This is a genomic window from Paenibacillus marinisediminis (genome assembly GCF_054343325.1).
This window is the reverse complement of sequence record NZ_JBTGUH010000001.1, coordinates 243901-265815: the sequence shown is the minus strand read 5'-3', so window position 1 is coordinate 265815 and position 21915 is coordinate 243901. Positions and strand designations below refer to the sequence as shown.

Annotated in this window: 19 protein-coding genes; 15 read left to right on the top strand and 4 right to left on the bottom strand. The window is 47.3% G+C overall.

The annotated features are described in order from the left end of the window. Positions 1-15: 15 nt before the first annotated feature. Positions 16-705, top strand: a complete 690-nt coding sequence (locus ACXX53_RS01315) for a DUF421 domain-containing protein (protein WP_458566798.1) — start codon at positions 16-18, stop codon at positions 703-705. 59 nt (positions 706-764) lie between these two features. Here the strand turns inward: ACXX53_RS01315 and ACXX53_RS01310 are convergent, their stop codons facing one another. Beyond that, positions 765-1244, bottom strand: coding sequence for a MarR family winged helix-turn-helix transcriptional regulator (locus ACXX53_RS01310; protein WP_458566797.1), 480 nt, complete (start codon positions 1242-1244; stop codon positions 765-767). Positions 1245-1366: 122 nt separating this feature from the next. Here ACXX53_RS01310 and ACXX53_RS01305 point away from each other — a divergent pair, with 122 nt between their 5' ends. Next, on the top strand, positions 1367-1993 hold the full coding sequence (locus ACXX53_RS01305) for an FMN-dependent NADH-azoreductase (protein WP_458566796.1): 627 nt from the start codon (positions 1367-1369) through the stop codon (positions 1991-1993). Positions 1994-2101: 108 nt separating this feature from the next. Further along, a complete protein-coding gene (locus ACXX53_RS01300; RefSeq protein ID WP_458566795.1) occupies positions 2102-3232 on the top strand; it encodes an MFS transporter in 1131 nt (376 codons plus the stop codon). A gap of 64 nt (positions 3233-3296) precedes the next feature. On the opposite strand, the gene ACXX53_RS01295 is transcribed toward ACXX53_RS01300, so the two are convergent. Both ACXX53_RS01295 and ACXX53_RS01290 read right to left on the bottom strand, forming a co-directional pair. Continuing rightward, a complete protein-coding gene (locus tag ACXX53_RS01295) occupies positions 3297-4445 on the bottom strand; it encodes a nitric oxide synthase oxygenase (RefSeq protein WP_458566794.1) in 1149 nt (382 codons plus the stop codon). Between the two features lie 148 nt (positions 4446-4593). After that, positions 4594-5283, bottom strand: coding sequence for a VCBS repeat-containing protein (locus ACXX53_RS01290; protein WP_458567645.1), 690 nt, complete (start codon positions 5281-5283; stop codon positions 4594-4596). Positions 5284-5616: 333 nt separating this feature from the next. Here ACXX53_RS01290 and ACXX53_RS01285 point away from each other — a divergent pair, with 333 nt between their 5' ends. From ACXX53_RS01285 to ACXX53_RS01265, 5 genes are read left to right on the top strand one after another with little or no spacing between them, the layout of a single operon-like run. Beyond that, on the top strand, positions 5617-6930 hold the full coding sequence (locus ACXX53_RS01285) for an ABC transporter substrate-binding protein (protein WP_458566793.1): 1314 nt from the start codon (positions 5617-5619) through the stop codon (positions 6928-6930). 36 nt (positions 6931-6966) lie between these two features. Then, positions 6967-8031 carry a serine hydrolase domain-containing protein gene (locus ACXX53_RS01280; RefSeq protein WP_458566792.1) on the top strand — a complete coding sequence of 355 codons (1065 nt, stop codon included), beginning with the start codon at positions 6967-6969 and terminating at the stop codon, positions 8029-8031. Next, the gene (locus tag ACXX53_RS01275; RefSeq protein WP_458566791.1) at positions 8012-8986 is read left to right on the top strand and encodes a carbohydrate ABC transporter permease; all 975 of its coding nucleotides are present in this window, start codon (positions 8012-8014) and stop codon (positions 8984-8986) included. Before ACXX53_RS01280 ends, ACXX53_RS01275 begins: the two co-directional genes overlap by 20 nt. Before the next feature lie 39 nt (positions 8987-9025). Then, positions 9026-9850, top strand: a complete 825-nt coding sequence (locus ACXX53_RS01270; protein WP_458566790.1) for a carbohydrate ABC transporter permease — start codon at positions 9026-9028, stop codon at positions 9848-9850. Then, positions 9847-10620: an HAD family hydrolase gene (locus ACXX53_RS01265; RefSeq protein ID WP_458566789.1), complete on the top strand. Its 774-nt coding sequence runs from the start codon at positions 9847-9849 to the stop codon at positions 10618-10620. Before ACXX53_RS01270 ends, ACXX53_RS01265 begins: the two co-directional genes overlap by 4 nt. A gap of 76 nt (positions 10621-10696) precedes the next feature. Here ACXX53_RS01265 and ACXX53_RS01260 read toward each other — a convergent pair whose 3' ends face one another. After that, positions 10697-11596 (bottom strand): SDR family oxidoreductase, encoded by a 900-nt coding sequence (locus tag ACXX53_RS01260; RefSeq protein WP_458566788.1) that lies wholly within the window; start codon positions 11594-11596, stop codon positions 10697-10699. Positions 11597-11806: 210 nt separating this feature from the next. Between ACXX53_RS01260 and ACXX53_RS01255 the strand changes: the two genes are divergently transcribed. From ACXX53_RS01255 to ACXX53_RS01225, 7 genes are all read left to right on the top strand, one after another. Beyond that, positions 11807-12325, top strand: coding sequence for a DUF4190 domain-containing protein (locus tag ACXX53_RS01255; protein WP_458566787.1), 519 nt, complete (start codon positions 11807-11809; stop codon positions 12323-12325). Between the two features lie 631 nt (positions 12326-12956). Next, on the top strand, positions 12957-15170 hold the full coding sequence (locus ACXX53_RS01250; protein ID WP_458566786.1) for a helix-turn-helix domain-containing protein: 2214 nt from the start codon (positions 12957-12959) through the stop codon (positions 15168-15170). Between the two features lie 229 nt (positions 15171-15399). Next, positions 15400-16179, top strand: a complete 780-nt coding sequence (locus ACXX53_RS01245) for an enoyl-CoA hydratase/isomerase family protein (RefSeq protein WP_458566785.1) — start codon at positions 15400-15402, stop codon at positions 16177-16179. A gap of 55 nt (positions 16180-16234) precedes the next feature. Then, a complete protein-coding gene (gabT, locus tag ACXX53_RS01240) occupies positions 16235-17590 on the top strand; it encodes a 4-aminobutyrate--2-oxoglutarate transaminase (protein ID WP_458566784.1) in 1356 nt (451 codons plus the stop codon). A gap of 11 nt (positions 17591-17601) precedes the next feature. Then, positions 17602-19029, top strand: a complete 1428-nt coding sequence (locus ACXX53_RS01235) for an aldehyde dehydrogenase family protein (RefSeq protein ID WP_458566783.1) — start codon at positions 17602-17604, stop codon at positions 19027-19029. Between the two features lie 21 nt (positions 19030-19050). Next, positions 19051-20514 (top strand): CoA-acylating methylmalonate-semialdehyde dehydrogenase, encoded by a 1464-nt coding sequence (locus ACXX53_RS01230; protein ID WP_458566782.1) that lies wholly within the window; start codon positions 19051-19053, stop codon positions 20512-20514. A 20-nt stretch (positions 20515-20534) separates the two neighbouring features. Further along, positions 20535-21902, top strand: a complete 1368-nt coding sequence (locus tag ACXX53_RS01225; RefSeq protein ID WP_458566781.1) for an aminotransferase — start codon at positions 20535-20537, stop codon at positions 21900-21902. Positions 21903-21915 lie beyond the last annotated feature (13 nt).

The following is a 21915-nucleotide window of genomic DNA, read 5'->3' as shown; positions in this document are numbered from 1 at the left end:
TTAGGGGGATTCATATTGGAAATCGCTATTCGAACGATCGCTTCTTTTGCGTTCTTATTAATTCTGACTCGATTCCTTGGAAAAAAGCAGATCAGCCACATCACATTATTCAATTACATAACCGGTATAACATTTGGCTCGATCGCAGCCTCAACCGCAGTAGATACACAGATTTCCGCTAAAAATGGATTGATCAGCATGGTTCTATGGACCATCCTTACCGTAATCGTGGGGAAACTTTCGTTAATATCCCCGAAAATCCGAGTCCTGCTTGACGGTGAGCCGACCATTATCATTAAGAAGGGAAAGATACTTGAAGAAGCGATGGCGTCCATGCATTTAAATATGGATGATTTAAGCATGCTGCTTCGCGAGAAAGACATCTTTTCCATCAAAGAGGTCGATTATGCCATTCTTGAACCGCACGGCAGGCTGAGCGTATTAAAAAAAGTTGAAAATGAACATGTAACTAAAAAAGACATGAAGCTTTCTGTCAATCCTCGTGTATATATGCCAACAGAAGTTATTGTGGATGGTGAAGTGGTTACGAAAAATCTGAAAGACTTAAATCTCAGTGTGGAATGGCTGGAGAGAGAATTGCGAAATGCAGGGAGCTCGCTTATTCAGTTGAATACGATCTTCTATGCTGAATTGCAAAGTGATGGCACACTTCACGTTGATAAAAGAAAAGATAAGGTGAAATAAACCATGAAAAAGAGCAAGCTTATCTCAAGGATAAGAATTGCTCTTTTTTCGTTCTATATCTACCAGACAGGTCTGATCCTTGATGTTAATTTGCCTTCATTTGCTTCAGAAATGAATGTTGTTAAATCCGCCTTAAGCATTTGCATTCGCTCAGCACCTATAATTTCAATCCAGCGCTGTTCGATCTCGGCCGTTATCTCCTCTTTTGCTTTCATGACTAACCATCCGCGTTCGGTCAGAACAATAGTCTTCCCTCTCTTATCCGTAGGATGAGACTTGCGTGTTACATAGCCGCTTTCCTCAAGATAATCCACCATTTTACTCACAGCTTGCTTGGTAATTCCTAGATGCTCAGCTAGTTCAATACCTGTTGCTCCATTCGGAATGAGATGTCTAAACATAAAACCATGCGCAGGTCTAATATCACCGAATCCTAACTCACTTAATCTGTCATGCAGCTCATAAATCAATGTGCTATAAGATAATGACAAGAGTGATGTAAGATCCGATTTATTCATTACTTGATCTTCATGATTCATGGTTTAAACCTCCCCGTATAAAGTCAATTAAGTTGACTATATTTACGACTCATTGTACACTATAGAATATGGTCAATCAAATTGACTATATTTTTCGCTTTGCATGAAATGGGAGGAAGAGAATGACAACAGTTTTATTTGTAAAAGCAAACAATCGCCCAGCAGATCAGGCGGTTAGTGTGAGATTATATGAGGCTTTCTTGGCAAGCTACAAAGAATCGCATCCCAATGATACAGTGGTAGAGCTTGATTTATATAATGAAGAATTGCCATATGTAGGCGCAGAACTGATCAACGGTACATTTAAGGCTGGTAAAGGATTTGATTTAACAGCAGAAGAAGCACAAGCGGTAGCGGTTGCTGATAAATATCTGGATCAATTCCTTGCGGCTGATAAAGTGGTATTTGGTTTCCCGTTATGGAACTTAACGATCCCAGCTGTACTGCACACTTATATTGATTACCTAAACCGTGCGGGCAAGACCTTTAAATATACGCCAGAAGGCCCAGTAGGACTAATTGGTGATAAGAAGATCGCATTATTAAACGCAAGCGGCGGTGTTTATTCTGAAGGGCCGGCAGCTGCAATCGAAATGGCTGTTAAATATGTAGCGAGTATGATGGGCTTCTTCGGCGTAAGAGATATGGAGAAAGTCGTCATTGAGGGACACAATCAATTCCCGGATCGAGCAGAAGAAATTATTGCAGCAGGGCTTGAAGAGGCTGTTAAAGTAGCAAGTTCGTTCTAATTAGCTAAACACTAGACGTTCTATAAAGCAGTGCCAACACTTTTATAGCGGGGGTACTGCTTTTTTATTAAACATATTATTATGGATAGAAGGTAGGATTTCATTTCAATGGAACGTTTATGGACCAAAAACTACATCATGCTGACCGTTACAGCATTATTACTATTTGGCGGATTTTATTTACTCATGCCAACACTGCCTATGTTTATTGAACAATTAGGTGGGAGTGAATCTCAAGTTGGATTTATTATAGGGGTGTTTACGATCTCAGCGGTAATCTTTCGACCTATTATTGGAGGATTGATGGATCGGTATGGTCGACGGGTATTTATTATAAGTGGACTCCTGTTTTTTGCTGTTACAATGTATTTTTATGATTGGGTAACAGGCATTATATTTTTAGTGGTATTACGTATCTTCCATGGAGTCAGCTGGGCAATTGCTACAACTTCGATCGGAACGGCTGTAACGGATGTTATTCCACCATCTCGTCGCGGAGAAGGAATGGGATGGTACGGACTTGCCATGACCTTAGGCATGGCTCTGGGACCAATGATAGGTCTTTGGGTAGCACAATCATTTTCATTTCATAATCTATTTCTACTTTGCACAGTATTAGCAGTTCTTGCATTTATTCTTGCGCTTGGCACCAAAGTACCGGTAGTTAAGATGACATCCCAAAAACCAATATCATTTTTTGATCGATCATTTCTACCAATCGCTACAGTTACGTTTTTCCTATCTCTTACTTTTGGCGGCATTACAACCTTTTTACCGCTGTTTGCGACTAAAATTCAGGTTAATGCGGGTGCCTTTTTCTTAGTTTATGCTGTCACACTTACCGTAGTTAGACCTATTGCAGGGAAGATATCCGATAAACATGGAGAAGGGGTCATTATTGTTCCCGCGCTTATCATATTGATAGCCTCACTATTAGTCCTAGCCATGACAAATGGGCCTGTAGGAATCGTCATTACCGCTATTTTGTACGGAATTGGATTTGGATCCGCGCAGCCTGCTCTTCAAGTAGCCATTATCCGACTAGCTCCACCAGAGAAAAGAGGTATAGCGAACGCTACGTTCTTTACTGCCTTTGATCTAGGGATTGGGGTTGGAGCTATGATTCTAGGATTTGTGTTACAGCTCATGGGATATGAAATGCTGTTTATGACTTGTGCAATATCTGGGCTTATTAGTGTGTTGATTTTTATGTTGTTTGTAAAAAAGACACTAAAATAGCGCCATACAAAGAAGCTGCCTTTATAACCATAAGGGCAGCTTCTTGTGTTCTTATGCAGCTTGGCTACAAATTGGCGCCCGAAGTTGCGAACGGGCATTGCGGCGTATTAGGCTTCTCCTCTGAAGAAGTCTGATAAGGGCACGGTTGAGTCTGATAGTTCGGGCTGACCGCAAACTCTTGGAATCGCTTATGCCAGATCGGCGTAGCCGATGGGGATAGGGGAGGAATGAGCCAAGACCATCTGGCATTCACTTCTCTCCCTTGTTCGTGTTCTTGTTCTTCGAACTTCATAAACTGCTCAGCTGCCGAATGATGATCCACGATGCTTACGTTATGCTTGCGAAACGATTCATAAACAGCTTCATTAAGCTCAAGCATGGCGCGATCCTTCCAGAAGGTAGACTTCTTGAGAGTATCCAAGCCTAACTCTCGAGCGATAGCAGGCAATGCATTGTAGCGATGCTCGTCGGCAAGATTTCTCGAAGCGATCTCCGTTACCATATACCAGCCATTAAACGGTGCTGCTGTGTATCGCAGACCGCCGATCTCAAGCAGCATGTCTGAGATGATCGGAACACCGTACCACTTTAGCTTCAATTCATCAAATGATTCTATGCGCGGATGCGAGATAGGAACTTCTAATACCAGCTCTTTAGGGATCGAGAACCACTTGGGTTCCCGTTGATCGATCTGTACGACGAGCGGCAATATATCGAAGGAAGTTCCTTCTCCTTGCCAGCCCAGCTCCTGACACTGCTTCGTAAATAAGACGGAAGCGGGATCACCGATGATGCCATGTTCCGTTTCATACCCTGCATATCGGATTAATTGATGGTTCCAGATCCTGATCCGATGATGATCGGTTTCGGGCGCGAATATGGTGATCGTTGGTCGGATTCTTCCTTGATTCGTTGCATATTCGATATGTTGAAAGAGAGCTTCTACGATTGATTCTTCGGTATTCAGCTCTCTTGCATCTAACAACTTGAGTGTCTTCCAGAATAAGCGTCCGATACATCGACTGTTGTTGCGCCATGCCAGCTTGGCTCCGTATTCTAACTCTTCATGAGTATGTGTATACGTTCCTGTCGTCAGGATGTCATTCGTCACTTGTTCGATGCGTCTCTCCATCTCTGCAATGCTCTTCCCAAGTTCATTGTAACATGTATGGATAAATGCCTTTGCTTCGTCTATTAAGAGTTCATGCTGCAACTTCTTAACCCTTCCTTCATAACCCCTTGGCACTGGGGTGAATTCATTAGTAGATATTATGGGATAGAGATATGTCCATTATAAATGAAATTCGTTCTTATGCGGAGGGTATTATGTGAAGGAATCGGTACGATCAGAGTCGGTATGATCAGCCTGTACCAGATATCCAGACCCACTGTAGATAGGGGGCGAAGCTAGAACCGTTCCATTTCAAGATATTCATGAAATAGCCCAATCCGTCAGCATTATATCGACCCGTAATCCGCTGCAGCGCCATCAATTCATACTTCCTATCACGCTCCAAATCTATCGGATAGACCCCGCTTAACGGATTCACGTCCCCCTGGATAGGCTCCTTCAGCTTGCCGTTGCTGTCATAGATCTCGGATAAGTATTGCTGCCCCTTATATGTCAGATCGATGATATACGTGGATTGAGGATTCAGACTTGTGGCGTTAACTTTGAAACCATCCATAAAATTAACGGCATATTGGTGTGCTTGATTGTAAGCTTCATAATCAAACAACTGTTGGAGCTGATTGTTCATATATGAAAATATATAGCTGTAAGTAGTTGCACCAGATCCCCCCGAATCGATAACGATAAGAATATCGTCCACACCGTTACCTGTAAAGTCGACCAATTGTACGGTGGGATTGTAGCCGGAATTCTGCTTCAGCGGATATGCATGAGTTACCCTCGTTCTCCCGTCCTGAATGTGTAACGTAATATGCTGAATAAATGGGCTGCCAGGCTCGTGATCCCCAACCAGATATACGAGATCCGGAATACGGTCTCCATTCACATCTCCCAGCTTCTGATCTACCACGTGCATCATACGCACTCACCACTCTCCTTGAATCATGATGATTTAGTTTATGTACCATAACTGGGCGAAGTGTGAGCCTAATGGAATAAAATCAGAAGCTTGATATTAGCCGAAATTTTATTCCAAAACAATCTTTCTTTTATGAAATATTACTATATAATGTAAGTGATTGCATATTGTAGCAATACTTGTCGCATAAGGGGGCGACTTTCATTTGCTAACGATTGTTCATGTATGCGATTACATGTTGAGCGTCGATGTCTGGCATATGACTCCATAGGCAATAATCGCAGTACTATCATCGATTCAGTCTCAATTAATCTAGTGAGGAGGTATATGAGGATGAAGAGAAGCAGTTGGTTATTGGCAGCTATGTTGTTGCTCAGTGTACTGGCAAGCGCATGCGGCGGGGGAACGGATGCTGGTCCTACGAAGGATAATGACAAGCAGCAAGATAAAGTTGAGGTCAAGTCAGACCCTGGGAAGGATAAGGAGCCAGTAAAACTAGTGATGTATAGCTGGAGACCGGAAGACAAGGAAGGTTATCAAGCGATCATCGAGGAATTCAAGAAAGAGAACAGCTATATTGACGTAGAATTCAAACCGTTTAAGTCCACCGAGTATAATACCATCTTGAACAATACCTTGCAGTCCGGTACAGGAGTGGATATTCTCCAGCTCCGTCCTTATGATGGCGCGACTGCGCTGGCAGACGCAGGCTACTTAACACCTCTCGATAATCTGAAAGGTCTGGACCAGATTGCAGACTCCTATCTAAATGCAGCTAAGGGCAGTGACAAGAAGGTATACGGTGTCCCGTTCATGCTGAATAATGCAGTCATCTTCTATAATAAAGGGCTATTCGCCGATAAAGGGATCGCAGTCCCTGAGACATATGAAGAATTCATCGCAGCATGTGAGCAGTTGAAGGCTGCAGGTATTACTCCGATCGCCCAATCCGGCAAAGCTCCGTATTTACTCTCTATGACACATGCTGTTATCGGCGAAAGCGCCTATGGCGGCAATACCTTTGTAGACGCTGTCCTTTCCGGCAAGACCAACTTTAAAGATCCGTTGTTTATTGAATCATTGAACCGGATGAAGCAGCTTGAAGCTTACTTCCCGAAAGACTTTATCGCCATCGACGATAAGGATGCGCAGACGATGTTCTATAACAAGGAAGCGGCTATGTATATTAACGGGAGCCACCGCCTTGCGACGTTCGAATCGAATCAGCTGGACTTCGAGGTAGACTTCTTCAGCGGATTCGCAGCCAAGAAGGGGGAGTCGCCTAACATCATAACTTGGGTGGACGGTTCCTATGCGGTAGCGAAGAATTCGAAGCATCAGGAAGAGGCGATGAAATTCATCGAGTTTATCGCATCCCCAGCGTTTGGATCGAAATTCAGTGCGGAGTTAAGCCGTGTCAGCCCGATAACTGGCGTTGAGCCTGTTCATCCGCTCTTGAAGCGCATGAACGAGATCAGCGGCAAGCACGCGACGCCGTATCTGATGCTGACGAACTTTAGCCACGGCACGCCGACAAGCAAGGTAACGCTTGAGGATTCCTTGCAAGGGATGTATCTGGGGCAGTTGACGCCGGAGCAAGTGGCGGATGCGGTGCAAGCTTCAGTAGACAAATGGTTTAAACCTTAGCATAAATACTCAGCTGCAGAGTGGAGGAGTTACGTGATGACGTATGCATTTGATGCGCTAATTGAACAATGGATCAATGAAGGAAGCGTACCTGGAGCTGTTCTAGCCATACAAGTTCACAATCGATTTCAGTTCTTGAAGGCATATGGAAGCTATTCAGACAATGAATCGATGCGGGAAGTTCAGCTGGATACCTTGTTTGACCTTGCTTCATTGACGAAGGTCGTAGCGACGCTGCCGACGGTTCTGTCGCTTGCTTCGGATGGAACGATCCAGCTGGATGACCCGATCAGCATGCACATCAAGGAATTCCCTCATCAGGGGGTACGGGTTCGGCATCTGCTGCAGCATACATCCGGGCTGCCTGCGGATCTGCCCTTCCAGCCGCGTCCAACGAGCGACAGGCAGGTGATGCTGGATATTATGCGCACCTCGTTAGAAGCCGATATAGGCAGTCGGGTAAAGTACAGCGATCTAGGCTTCATTCTGCTGGGTGAGCTTGTGAAGCGCACAACGGGCAGACCGCTGGATCAGCTTGCCAAGGAGCGTTTGTTCGAGCCGCTTGGTATGGCGGATACGTTATTTAATCCAGTGAATGCAGGATTAAGAGAGCGGACCGCCGCTACCGAATACGTGGACGGCGCTTATATCGTAGGTGAGGTTCATGACGAGAAGAGCTATCATCTCGGAGGCGTATCTGGCAGCGCAGGATTATTTTCTACTGCATCCGATCTCTTGAAATATATGCAGCTCTGGCACAACACTGCGGCTGGATTAGCTCCAGCCATTTCCCGAGAGATGCTTGAACTATGCTTCGATCAGCCGTATCAAGGCAGAGCGCTCGGCTGGGAGATTCGAGAGAGCGATGATCCTGAATATGAATATGTACCGTCAAGCTGCGGTTTAACTTGGCCGCAGGGAAGCTTCGGCCATACCGGATTCACTGGAACGAGCATATGGGCAGACCCAAAGCATCATCTGACGGTCATTTGGCTGACAAATGGCGTACATCTTGGAAGAAGCAATCCGGTTCGTCTGCTGCGGAGAAAGCTGCATGATCAGATTCGATCGGACTTGATTCATGAAATGGAGGAAGGCTGAATTGAATGACAAGCTGCAAGCTGCCGCAACTGACGCTGTCCCTAAACAACGGCGTCGGTTCAGCAGGCACTTCGTGCATCTATTCCTGCTTCCGGCGCTCTTATTCTACGTTGGATTCATGGTTTATCCGATTGCATCCGCGCTGCTGAACAGTTTTTTCTCCTGGAGAGGGCTGACGCGTGGTGACTTTATCGGCTTTGATAACTTTATCCGTCTATTTACGGAGGAACCCTACAAGGATACATTCAGCAACGCGCTGCAGCATAACGTCATCTTCTTCGTCGTTGCTGTGTTTTCCAAGCTGGTTATCGCATATGCACTTGCACTTATTATCAATAGCAGATTGAAGGGCAAGGAATGGTTCAAGACGATCTTCTTCCTTCCTAAGCTGCTGTCGGTCATCGTGGTCGGATATCTGTTCAGCTTAATCCTGAATCCATCCTATGGCGCGCTAAATACCTTCCTGAAGGCAATCGGTCTCGCGGAACTCGCGAAGCCGTGGCTCGGGGACCCGAAGACAGCTCTCTTGACGATCATATTTATTAACAGCTGGTATGGATTCGGCTTCGCGATGCTCATCTTTCTCGTTGGTTTGCAATCCATATCGTCGGAAATCTATGATGCTGCGAAGATCGACAGAGCTTCGGGCTGGACGCTGCTGTTCCGCATTACGATTCCGCTTTCGATGCCTTCCATCATGATTATGACGATCCTGACGTTTATCTCTTCCTTTGAGTCGTTTGAAATGATCTATGCGATGCAGGGGACGTCTGGAGGACCGTATTACTCCACCGATGTGCTGGCGCTCTTCTTCTATCGATTAATGTTCGGCTCGGTCGGCGGCGGAGATTCGATCGGACTCGGATCCGCGCTTGCTGTCGTGCTGCTGCTGATTATTTCAACAGCAACTGCGATATCGATGTTCTTCTTCCGACGCAAGGAAGTGGACTACTAAACCAATCTGGATCACTGAAATATTCAATGGAGGATGTGTATGAAGAACCGGCTTCAACAGCTGTTAAAATACGTAGTATTGGCATTCTTCACGTTCATCTCTTTGTATCCGATCTCGTTAATGATACTGTCTTCCTTCAAGACGAAGAAGGAGATTATGACGTCACCGCTCGGCTTGCCGAAGCAGTTCAACCTCAACAACTTTATTGATGTGTGGGAGAAGGTGCACTTTGAAGAGTATTTTATAAATAGTTTAATCGTGAGTGTATCATCGGTCTTGATCATCCTGCTTGTGTCATCTTTAGCTGCATTCTATCTGGCCCGTTATTCTTTTCGCTGGAATGGCGCAGTCCTATTCTTCTTTATGCTTGGACTGATGCTGCCTATGAAACTCGCGATCTCGCCGTTGTATATGCAGTTGATGAAGCTGAACCTGCTGGATACGCTGGCCGGGCTCGTTATCGTGTATGTAGCGGGACACATCTCCTTTGCGGTATTCTTATTCTACGGCTTCTTCGGAACTGTACCGAAGGATTTGGATCAGAGCGCACGCATCGACGGCTGCAACGACTTTCAGGTGTACTACCGAATTATGCTTCCGCTCATGCGCCCTGCGATGGCGACGGTAGCGATCACGAACCTGATCGGAGTGTGGAATGACTTTTTCTACCCGTTGATCTTTATTAAGACGACGGAGAAAGGTACAATTCCATTAGGAATGCTGAATTTGTTCGGCGAATATGACACCCAGTGGAATCTGTTATTTTCGGGGCTTACCTTATCGTCATTGCCGATGATCATTGCGTTCCTGTTCGCATCTAGACAATTTATTGAAGGATTGACGGCGGGAGCGGTGAAGACATGAAGCGATGGATTACGTTTGATCTGGATGGGACATTGATGCAGAATCCGTTCGGGGCGTGGATATTTCCGGAGATTGAGCAGGTCTTAGCCACCGAGTACAAACAAGCCTGCGATTCGCGAAACAGGCTCTACGGAGTGCATTACCGCCTTCTGCAAGATCAGCAGCTAATAGCGGCGTACGATTGGGATGCCATCGTGAAGCAAGTGACGGAGGAACTGGGGCTTACAGCCGCGATCAATGTGGAGGAGCTGGTCGTGAAGCATGCGACCGTTCCGAAGATTCATTTGCTGGAAGATACGATAGTGCCTGTATTAAGCCAGCTGAAGGCTGATGGGTATTCCCTTGCTGCTGTGACCAACGGATTCTACAAGTATCAGTATCCGGTGATGAAAGTGCTGGGTCTAGCTGATCTCATGGATGCGATCATCACGCCCGAGATGGCCGGATGCGCTAAGCCGGATTGTCGGATGGTAGATTCATTGCGGGAAGACAGTGTCATCGTCGCTCATGTGGGTGACCGACTCGATCAAGATGTTGTGTTCGCAAATCAGTTGGGCGCAGCTTCGATTCTCGTTCATCATCAACTTCCGAATGAGATGTTGGAGCTGTCACCATGTCAGCGTGCAGAGAGCAAAGATGTGGATGAGCTTCTGGAGAAGATTGCGATGAGAGAAGCTCCGCCTCATGTCCAGGCAACGGTTACAGATGCTTATAAGCCCAAGTATGTTATACAGAGTATCGGAGAGCTTCTGACTATCGACCAACTTTAATATCATAGCAGAGACGTATGTACAGGTTGCTGATCCATATGATGATCGGCAACCTTTTTGCTTTTGTGTTGATTGATCAAGTCTCCGTCATAATCCCGCCATTGACATGCAGAACCTGACCTGTGACGAAGGAGGAGTCGTCCGAAGCTAAGTATATATAAGTGGGGGCCAGCTCAAATGGCTGCCCTGCGCGTTTCATAGGCGTTTCTAAACCGAATGTCTTCACATATTCGGCTGAATAGCTTGAGACGATGAGCGGTGTCCATATCGGCCCGGGCGCAACCGCATTAACGCGTATTCCACGGCTTATTAATTGAAGCGACAGGGAGCGGGTAAAGGAGACAATGGCTCCTTTCGTTGAGGAATAATCGACCAGAAGCGGAGCCCCTGCATAAGCGGTAACAGAAGCTGTACTAATAATAGTGCTGCCAGGCTTGAGATGAGGAAGGGCAGCCTTCGTCATATAGAATAAAGGGTAGATGTTCGTGCGATACGTATCTTCCAGTTGTTCATTCGTAATGTCCATGATGCTATCCTGTGGGAATTGAACACCTTGATTCAGCACCAAGATATCAATTTTCCCATAATGCTCTAGCGTTGCTTGTACGGACTTGCCTGAAAAGTCTGGGTCACGCAGATCGCCTTCGATCAGCAGGCAACGGCGACCGTACTGCTCTACCATCTGCTTCGTCGCTTCTGCATCCTGCCGCTCGTACAGATAAACAATGGCTACATCCGCACCCTCCTTTGCGAATCCAATCGCGACAGCGCGGCCTATTCCGCTGTCTCCTCCTGTGATGATGGCTACCTTGTCCAGCAGCTTGCCGCTTCCTTTGTAATTAGGATTATCGGATATCGGCAGTGGAACCATCATATATTCAAGACCCGGCTGTACGTCCTGATGCTGTGGCGGGAAGGTTATTGGCACCTGTTTGCACTGAGTTTCCACACTGTAGTATGGGTATTTCGGAATCATGAAGCGATCCTCCATTGTCGTAGTTTAATACAGGTTATTCACCTAGTTATCTAAAGGTGTTGGAAAGCGATCCTATTGTTACATGGACTTGTCGATCCCTAAAAATATTTGATATTAGTAACGAGATAAAAGAGGGTTATGACAAAATGTGACGAAGTAATAATAGTTCTTAGTACCTATTACATCTAGGATTGAAGGGAGTTTACAGGAGTGCAGGACAACAATAGAACTGCAACCAAGCAATCAAATCATTCAAGGCCCGTTCAAGGTAATCGAGCGGTGAATGGTCAAGCAAGGTCTGCTGGCAACCAAGGAAATAGGACGACAGGCAGCCATTTAAAGGGGTCAATGAATCAACAGACATCAGCTCGTCAGCCAGCCCAAGCGCAAAAGGCTCCAACTAAGAAGCAACCAATTGACAGGTTGGGGCAAGCAGTGGTTTCGCTCATATTCGGCATATTCGGGATACTTTTATTCTTCCTAGCGTTTATTAAAATGGAGTTTGATTCTACATATCTTTACACGATATCACCAGGTACAATGATGACAATAATCATTGATTATATCCTTAGTGTAACCGGGTTTATCTTGGGTATTCGAGCAAGACGGTCTATCAAGGGAAGAGGTATGGCCATTGCAGGTATTACATTAACGGCGTTGCCAGTTGTGTTAATGACTCTATTGTTTTTAGCAACTTTAGCGGTGAGCTTTATTAACATGAATACATAGAACGATTGCAATTTATTAAACTAGAAGTGGGGATGGCAGGAAAATACCTCTGATTAATGCGGACACAGAATCCTTTATTTTGAGCTAGAAGCGCGTTATGGCCATACTTCCGGACCGTAGATCCGCTATTTGAACAGAATTAGCAGAAAAGTGTTCGTATTGGAGCGAATAAGGTCTCCTGTGTCCGCAAAACTTCAAAATACTGCAAAATTTCAAGAATAGCGGCTCCTGTGTCCATTTCAGAGGACCGGTGCCGTCCGTCTCGATATGCATAGAAAACAAGAAGCCTGAGGAAAAGGAGATCCACCTTATCCTCAGGCTTCATTTTTCTTTAATGCTAAGGAGTGGAGCACTGCGATGCTCCGCCACTTATTCCAAATGGTTTGATGTGTCATGGACGAATATACAACCTATTTTTCCTCCACCAAGCACGAGGCTTATCGTCACATGCAAGCGTGGCCCACAGTTGGCGACATGCGGATTTATCGACAGATTTCCGTATCGAATCGCCTGTTACTTTTGATGTAATCGGCGACTCTTTTTTTACATAAACTAGAGTTGTGGATTCGGACAAGTGAAGGTAAAATGGAAATAAAAGCGTTTTCATTAGGGAGAGTGCGGCAATCCCATGTTGAATAATCGCAAACAGAAGATTTTGATGGACAAGATCGACACACATCTTCGCATGACAGCACGCAAGATGATCCAGTTCGATACATTAGACGAAGCGCTTCATTATTTGATTGATTCGTTCTATTCCAAGTTCCCCTACGATTATATGGCCATCGTGACAGTAGATCATACGTTGCTCAGATTGAAAGTCACCAAAGGCGCAGCGCCTCGGTTTGCCGCTTGTTTCCCGCTTGCTGTTCAGGACTGTATGCCGCGGATATTCCAAGAATCGCTAACTTCATTTGACGTCATCCAACAATGGGAGAGCTGTAAACTACTAACAAGCCTTGCCGATGAGCAGTTTCAGACTTGGTTTACCATTCCCATCCAGCGCGAAGAAGAGGGCAGCCTAGGACTGTGCGTGATTGGGTACCGCCATTTTGTCCCGCTGCTGCTCGAAGCGGATAAGTTGTTCGAAGAGTACGGCAAGGATCTCGCAACCTTATTCGCATTAGTCCAGCAAAAAGAATATGAGCTGAAGCGTGTTAAAGGGCTGGAATGGCTCAAGGAAAATATGAACCTAGACGGTTCTTCGTTGGAGAAGATCGTTGAGAGTATCGTGGAACGAGCTGGTAAAGGAACTGTCGCCAGGGCGGCCGGCTTGTATTTGTACGATGAAAGCACGAATAGTCTACTGCTTCAGTCTCCATTCTATGGACAGCTTTCCCTTCCAAAGACCATTGAATTGAAAGAGATATACAATTTAAATGCGTTTTTTGCCTATTTGGATACGATCGGCGGTCACGAACTGACGATTCCCTTAATGAACAACATCAGAACGCTCGGCGTCCTACACGTTGAAAGTGGAGAAGAAGCGGTATTTTCCGGAGATGATCTAAAGTTATTGCAGTTTCTAGCCTCCCACGTCTCAGCCTTGATAGAGAATGTCAGGTTATATGTTAACGAGAAGGACCAGAAGTATCGTCTCGAAAAGTTCATGCAGCATCAGCAGCAAATGGTCAAGCATATGCTGGAGGATCACGGTTTCGCCAAAATATCGGACTTTCTTTCTCAAATGTTGAACTGTTCCGTGATTCTATTCGACCGCTTTTTTCATATCGCATGTCATACCATACTCGAGACAGACGAGCCTATGAAGAGTCCTCTGTTATTGGAAATTGAGAAACAGAAGAAGCGGCTTCAAAAGAGTATGCAGCCTGAATATTGGATTGCGGAGAACGGACAGCTTGAAGCGGGCATCTGGAAGGTCGTCGGCGGGGGTGAAATTCTCGGGTATTTGGGACTGATCATTGCAAGAAGTAAGCTGGATATCGTGCTCCGAATGACGTTGAATCATGCGCTGAACGTTTATGCAGTTCAATTCATCAAACAAAAAGCGGTGCTTGATGTACGAGAGCAGGTCAAAGACAGCTTCTTCAATCAGTTGTTTGCGAAAAATTACGAAAGCATTGAAGAAATTCGAGAGAATGCGAACTTACTCAACTGGAACATCAACGAGCCCCATTCGATTGGATTGTTTGCGTTCGAGTTTACCGCGGAGGATCAGAAGCTCGACTTAATCGAGATCAATACACAAAAGAACCGGATATGGGAACGGATTCGCGACTATTTAACACGTGCGGAACCAAGAATCGTGTTGACGCGAAAGGAAGGCTTTTTTATTGCGATCGTACCACAAGAAATTAATAAAGGTGATTACTGGAAGAGTCTGTACGGTCGGATTCAGAAGATCGTTCAGGCCGAGTTCGATCATGTGGACATCTTCGTTGGTGTCAGTCAAGAAGCATTGCACATCGAAGATTATTATTTATGCTATAAGCAAGCTCATACAACCTTAACGATCGTGTGCAATCGTTTTCGGGACATTGGGCTATTGAGCTTTCATCAACTGGGCTCATACTCTGTTCTGTATCATCTTGGAGATCCGCTTGCCGTACCTCTATTTTTAAATACATACCTCGAACCGCTGCTGCAACATGGAAATGGGAAAACCCGCGACTTGTTTAATACGCTAAGAGAATATTTGCAATCAAACGGCAGTATTAAGGATACGGCTGAACAGCTATACATTCATCGAAGCTCGTTAAAGTACAGACTTGAGAAAATAAGAGAACTGCTCAAAATCGATATTGATAATGCCGAGCAGCGATTCAATCTCATGCTTGCTTTCAAGCTGCACGACCTCTTCCATACGGAGCTCCAGATGGAGTGAAGGTCCGCCTATTGGAGTTGCTCCTGATGATCACATCAAGCAGCTCCTTTTTCTATAGGATTGAAAGTGTTAACTGTACACGGTGATTAAAAAGATAAGCTGTTTTTAGTTCACCGTGTACGTATGTTCATAACTGCCTATTTAATACAATTGAAGTAGGAAAATGAGTGGCTGGTACGACTACTAGAATTGATGCTGGCATATCAGAATCTAGGAGGAGATACAATCGATGACATTTGAGACTTTAGAATGTGACGTTGCTGGTAAGACGGCTGTGATCAGCTTGAACCGACCACCGATGAATCCGTTAAATAAACAGATGTTTATCGAATTGAATCAAATCATCCATGAGATTGATCATGACGATGAGATTCAAGCGGCGATTATAACGGGTAAAGGGGAACGCGCTTTTGCGGCATGTGCGGATATGGCTGAGATGAAAGACCTCAACATGTGCGAAATGAGGAAATGGCACGATATATCACGCCGCGCCTTTGATCGTCTAGAACATATCGGCAAGCCTGTCATCGCTGCTATTAATGGGCTTGCACTAGGCGGAGGGTGTGAACTGGCGCTTTGCTGTGATTTTCGGATCTGCTCGGAACATGCTAAATTCTCCCTGCCTGAAATCAATTTGGGCATTATTCCGGGAGGCGGTGGAACCCAGCGACTGCAGCGGTTGATCGGACAGGCCAAAGCAAAGGAATTATTGTACTTCGGAGATATGATCACAGCCCAAGATGCTCTTGCCTGCAGTTTAGTGAACAAAGTAGTACCGTTTGATGAATTGCTGGATACAGCTAAGGAGTGGGCTGACAAACTGTCGGAAAAGCCGGCTGTCGCACTTCGTATGATGAAGACTGCGCTACAAGCAGGCGCTGATGTGAACTTATCTGATGCGCTCACGATGGAATCAGTTTGCTTCGGCAATACGTTTACCACCCACGACTGTCAAGAAGGGATGACCGCTTTCTTAGAGAAGCGACAACCGATTTATGTCGGCCGATAGGGGGCGAGAACGATCCATCAAAGAGCTGTAATTATTTCTGTAAAGGGGAGCAAACATGGAAACGACGCGCAAATTCGTATCAATTGCTTCAAGTGTTCCGGGTAAACGCGCCTTGGAATTAATCGAAAAGAGGAATTCATATGTGCCAAGGGGTGTCGGCAACAATACGCCAGTGTTTGTTCAAAAAGCTGAAGGGGCGCTGATTACCGACGTAGACGGCAACGTATTCTTGGACTTTGCCGGGGCGATCGGCACGCTGAACGTTGGCCACTGTCCGCAGGAAGTTGTCGAGGCGGTACAGAAGCAAGTGCAGCAATATATTCACCCTTGTTTTCATGTTGCGATGTATGAGCCGTATGTCGCGCTCGCTGAGAAGCTGGCGCAGCTGACTCCAGGTGACTTTGATAAAAAAACGATATTTCTGAACAGCGGTGCGGAAGCGGTGGAAAATGCGATAAAAATCGCGAGGAAATATACGGGAAAGCCAGGTATTGTTTCGTTTACGCGCGGATTTCACGGCCGTACGCTGATGGGCATGTCGCTGACGAGCAAGGTGAAGCCTTACAAGTTTCAGATGGGTCCGTTCGCGCCAGCCACCTACAAAGCGCAATATCCTTATCCGCTGTATCGCCCAGACGGCATGACGGAAGAAGAGTATGCGCTTTACTGCGTTAAGCAGTTCGAAGATTTCCTCTACACAGAAGTTTCAGCAGAAGAATTGGCCGCGGTGATTATGGAGCCAATGCAAGGGGAAGGAGGCTTCATCGTTCCACCGAAGGCATTCGTTAAAGGCATTTATGACATTTGTAAACAGCATCATATTTTGTTCATTGCCGATGAGATTCAAACCGGCTTTGGACGTACAGGCGAGATGTTTGCCTCCACGCATTATGGGATCGAACCGGATCTGATCACCATGTCGAAGTCGATCGCGGCAGGCTTGCCGATCAGCGCGGTTACCGGCCGGGCGGAGGTCATGGATGCCCCTTCACCAGGGGAGATCGGGGGAACGTATGGAGGAAGTCCGCTTGGATGTGCTGCCGCACTCGCCGTTATCGAAAAAATCGAGCGCGAGCGTCTGATTGAGAGATCCCGAATAATCGGCGAGACGATTCTCGGGTTTTTTGGCGAATTGCGGAAAGCGGTTCCACTGATAGCGGAAGTTCGCGGGCTGGGAGCGATGTGTGCCGTTGAATTCGTTCATCCGGAGAGCAAGGAACCGGCCAAAGCGTTTGTGGCGGCGCTGCAAAAGGGTTGTTACGAAGCAGGTGTCATTCTGTTGAGCGCAGGAGTGCACAGCAATGTGATCCGATTCCTGACTCCGCTCGTCATATCGGACGAGGAGCTTGCAGAAGGGCTGGACATTATCAAGGAAGTGCTTCTGAAGCAATATGCGCTCCAGAGGAAGTAGGGGGATACGTCGTGAAGCGAGATTTGTTCATTAACGGCCAATGGAAAGAAGCAGCCCGGTATGAAGCGCTATATTCGCCATATTCAGGGGAATGGATTGCCGACGTGGGCTATGCAAGTGAAGCGGAGACGGAAGAAGCGATTCAAGCTGCTGAGGCCGGTGCCGAGAAGATGGCTCGAATGCCTGCGCATCAGCGTACAGCGATACTTAATCGAGCGGTTGATATCTTGGAAGAACGGAAAGAGGAGCTTGCTCGCCTATTGGCGCTGGAGGCGGCTAAGCCATTGAAGACGGCAAGAGGCGAAATTGCCCGGACGATTCAGACGTACAAATTCTCGGCCATGGAAGCAAGTCGCATCCATGGCGAAACGGTACCGCTTGATGCGGCGCCTGGCGGAGAAGGCAGGATTGCTTATACGATCCGCAAACCGATCGGCGTCGTCGCAGCAATCACACCTTTTAACTTTCCATTTAATCTGGTGGCGCATAAGGTTGGGCCTGCCATTGCCGCTGGCAATGCGATTGTGCTAAAGCCGGCGGGACAAACGCCGCTCTCTGCGTTGATGTTGGCTGAAATCTTCCAAGTTGCGGGACTTCCTGACGGGGTCTTGAATGTTGTATCCGGACCAGGTTCGGTAGTGGGGGAGCAATTGGTGCGTGACCCTCGCGTGAAGGCTGTTACGTTTACCGGCAGCCCTGCTGTCGGGATCGCCATGAAGAATAAGGCGGGCTTAAAGCGAGTCACTTTGGAATTAGGCTCCAATTCGGCGTTAATCATCGACGAGACAAGCGATGTGACTGACGAATTGGTCGACCGCTGCGTGCTCGGAGCGTTTTCATTCAGCGGTCAAGTCTGTATCTCCATTCAGCGAATTTATGTGCACGAAAACAAGTACGAGGAGTTTCTAGCGAAATTCAAGGCGAAGACGGAAATGCTGACGATCGGCGATCCTTTGGATGAAGCGACAGATCTATCCGCTCTTATCCACGAGAAGGAAGTTCACCGGATGCGGGAGTGGGTAGACAGTGCCGTATCCCGAGGCGCACGAGTCGTAACAGGCGGCAAGGAGCTGAATTCCCGTATCTTCCCACCGACGATCTTAACGAGTGTCCCTTCAGATGAACCTATTTCCTGCGAAGAAGTGTTTGGACCTATTGCGGTAGTCGCTCCTTTTGCCGCTTTAGAAGAAGTGATCAAGGAAGTGAACCGTTCCCGTTTCGGCCTTCAGGCCGGAATCTATACGAGAGACATTCACTCCGCAATGCTGGCTGCGGAGCAGCTCGATGTTGGCGGTGTGATGATTAACGATTATCCAACCTTTCGCGTAGATAACATGCCTTACGGAGGTGTGAAGGAAAGCGGATTTGGACGCGAAGGCATCCGATACGCAATCGAAGAAATGACTGAACTGAAGCTGATCGCCATTAAGCTCAAATGAGAAGGAAAAGGGGGTACCGCTATGGAGCAAGTACAGACTAATGTGAAACAATTGAAAAACTTTATTGACGGGCAATGGGTTGAATCCAGCGGGACTCAATATGAAGACGTGCTTAACCCAGCGACAGGGGAAACGATCGCCCGTGTTCCGGTCTCGACGAAGGCGGATGTAGACAAAGCGGCGGCAGCGGCAAGCAAAGCGTTTAACAGCTGGAAAAAGACAGCGGTACCAAAACGAGCGCAGCTACTGTTCCGTTACCAGCAGCTACTGGTGCAGCATTGGGAAGAACTGGCCCGAACCATCACGCTGGAAAATGGCAAGAGCTATCAAGAAGCGTACGGCGAAGTGCAGCGCGGCATCGAATGCGTTGAATTCGCGGCAGGCATTCCGACACTGATGATGGGGACACAGCTTCCGGATATCGCGACCGGGCTGGAGTCGGGCATGTATCGTTACCCGATCGGAGTTGTTGGCGGAATTACGCCATTTAATTTCCCGATGATGGTGCCGTGCTGGATGTTTCCACTGGCTATTGCCTGTGGGAATACGTTCGTGCTGAAACCGTCGGAACGAACGCCGCTGCTAGCGAATCGGCTCGCTGAATTGTTCCGTGAAGCAGGCTTGCCTGACGGCGTTCTCAACATCGTGCACGGAACGCGCGATGTCGTCAACGGCTTGCTGGAGAATGAAAACATTCGCGCGATATCGTTTGTAGGCTCTCAACCGGTTGCGGAATATGTATACCACACAGCCAGTGCGAACAACAAGCGAGTACAGGCGCTTGCCGGCGCGAAAAACCATTCCATAGTCATGCCAGACGCGGATCTGGATAACACGGTAACGCAGATCATCAACGGCGCATTCGGTTCAGCTGGTGAACGCTGCATGGCTTGTGCGGTTGTCGTTGCGGTTGGAGATATTGCCGATAAGCTCGTGGAGAGGCTTAAGCAAGCGGCTGATCATATCACGATTGGCAACGGCTTGGAGCAAGACGTATTTCTCGGTCCGGTCATTCGTGAAGAAAACAAACGTCGCACGCTCAAGTATATCGGCATCGGCGAAGCGGAAGGAGCTCAGCTTGTTCGTGACGGAAGCAAGGATGCTGCTGTAAACGGCGAAGGCTATTTTGTTGGACCGACCATCTTCGATCAGGTTCATACAACCATGCAAATATGGAAGGATGAAATATTCGCTCCCGTTCTTTCAATCGTTCGTGCGGCGGATCTGACAGAAGCGATTGATATTGCGAATCGCTCCGAGTTTGCAAACGGCGCATGCATCTACACGGACAGCGCGAAAGCGGTTCGCCAATTCCGTGAGGACATTGATGCGGGGATGCTTGGCGTGAATATCGGTGTTCCGGCGCCGATGGCCTTCTTCCCGTTCTCAGGATACAAGAAATCATTTTACGGTGATCTGCATGCCAACGGGCGCGATGGCGTCGAGTTCTATACACGCAAAAAAATGTTGACGGCTCGCTATTAGGGGAAAAGGGAGAGTGAAACATGTCCTCGGTAAATCACTTGATTAATGCTGGCAGCGCGGAAATGTCAGCTAAGGACCGCCAATATTTATGGCATGCGATGTCTCCGTATAATCCGAACCAAGCGCCAATGATCGTAGCGGGCGGCAGCGGTTCCTGGATCACGGATCTTCACGGAAATCGTTACCTTGATGCGATGTCGGGTCTCTGGTGCGTCAATGTCGGGTATGGCAGACAGGAATTAGCGGACGCGGCGTACGAGCAGTTGAAAACGATGGCCTATTACCCGCTGTCGCAGAGCCATCTTCCGGCCATTCAATTGGCGGAGAAGCTGAACGAATGGCTCGAAGGCGAGTATGTCATCTTTTTCTCGAACAGTGGCTCGGATGCCAATGAAACTGCTTTTAAGATCGTAAGGCAATACCATCAGCAGACCGGATCACACAGCCGTTACAAAATGATTTCACGGTACCGTGCGTATCACGGCAGCTCGATGGGAGCATTAGCCGCGACCGGCCAGGCGCAACGCAAGTACATGTATGAGCCGCTTGGCGGAGGCTTCATCCATGTGCGGCCGCCAGACAGCTACCGCCGCCCTGCGGGAATGTCGGTGCTGGATTTCAACCTTCTATGCACGAGGGAGATCGAGGAGAGAATCGTATGGGAAGGCCAGGATACGATTGCGGCTGTCATTATGGAGCCGGCTATTACCGGCGGAGGCGTCATCGTGCCGCACCCAGCATACACCGACGAGGTGCAGCGCATATGCAACAAGTACAATGTGCTGCTCATCATGGATGAGGTGATTTGTGGGTTTGGTCGTTCCGGCATGAAGTTCGGGCATATGAACTATACGGTGAAGCCGGATATCGTAACGATGGCGAAAGGCTTGACGAGCGGCTACCTTCCGCTATCCGCAACAGCCGTCCGCAAAGAGATCTATGAAGCGTTCCAAGCGCAAGGCGATTTTACCCATCTGCGCCATGTGAATACGTTCGGCGGGAGCCCTGCATGCTGCGCGCTGGCGTTGAAGAATCTTGAGATTATGGAAAAGGAAAATCTGGTCGAGCGTGCAAGACAGCTCGGACAGCGGCTGGAAGAGGAAATGGCGGAGCTGATCGAGCACCCGCTTGTCGGCGACATTCGCAGCTTCGGCTTCCTAATGGGGATCGAGGTTGTTGCGGACAAAGAGACGAAAGAACCTCTCTCTCCAGGATCTGTTGGCAAAATTATTGAGGAATGCAAAGCCAAAGGCTTGATCATCGGCAAAAACGGCGATACGGTGCTAGGCTACAACAACGTACTAACCTTGTCACCTCCGCTCTCGTCGACCGATGAGGATTTGGACTTTATCATTCGAACTTTGAAAGAAGTCATCCGAAATCAATAGGAAAGGAGACGAG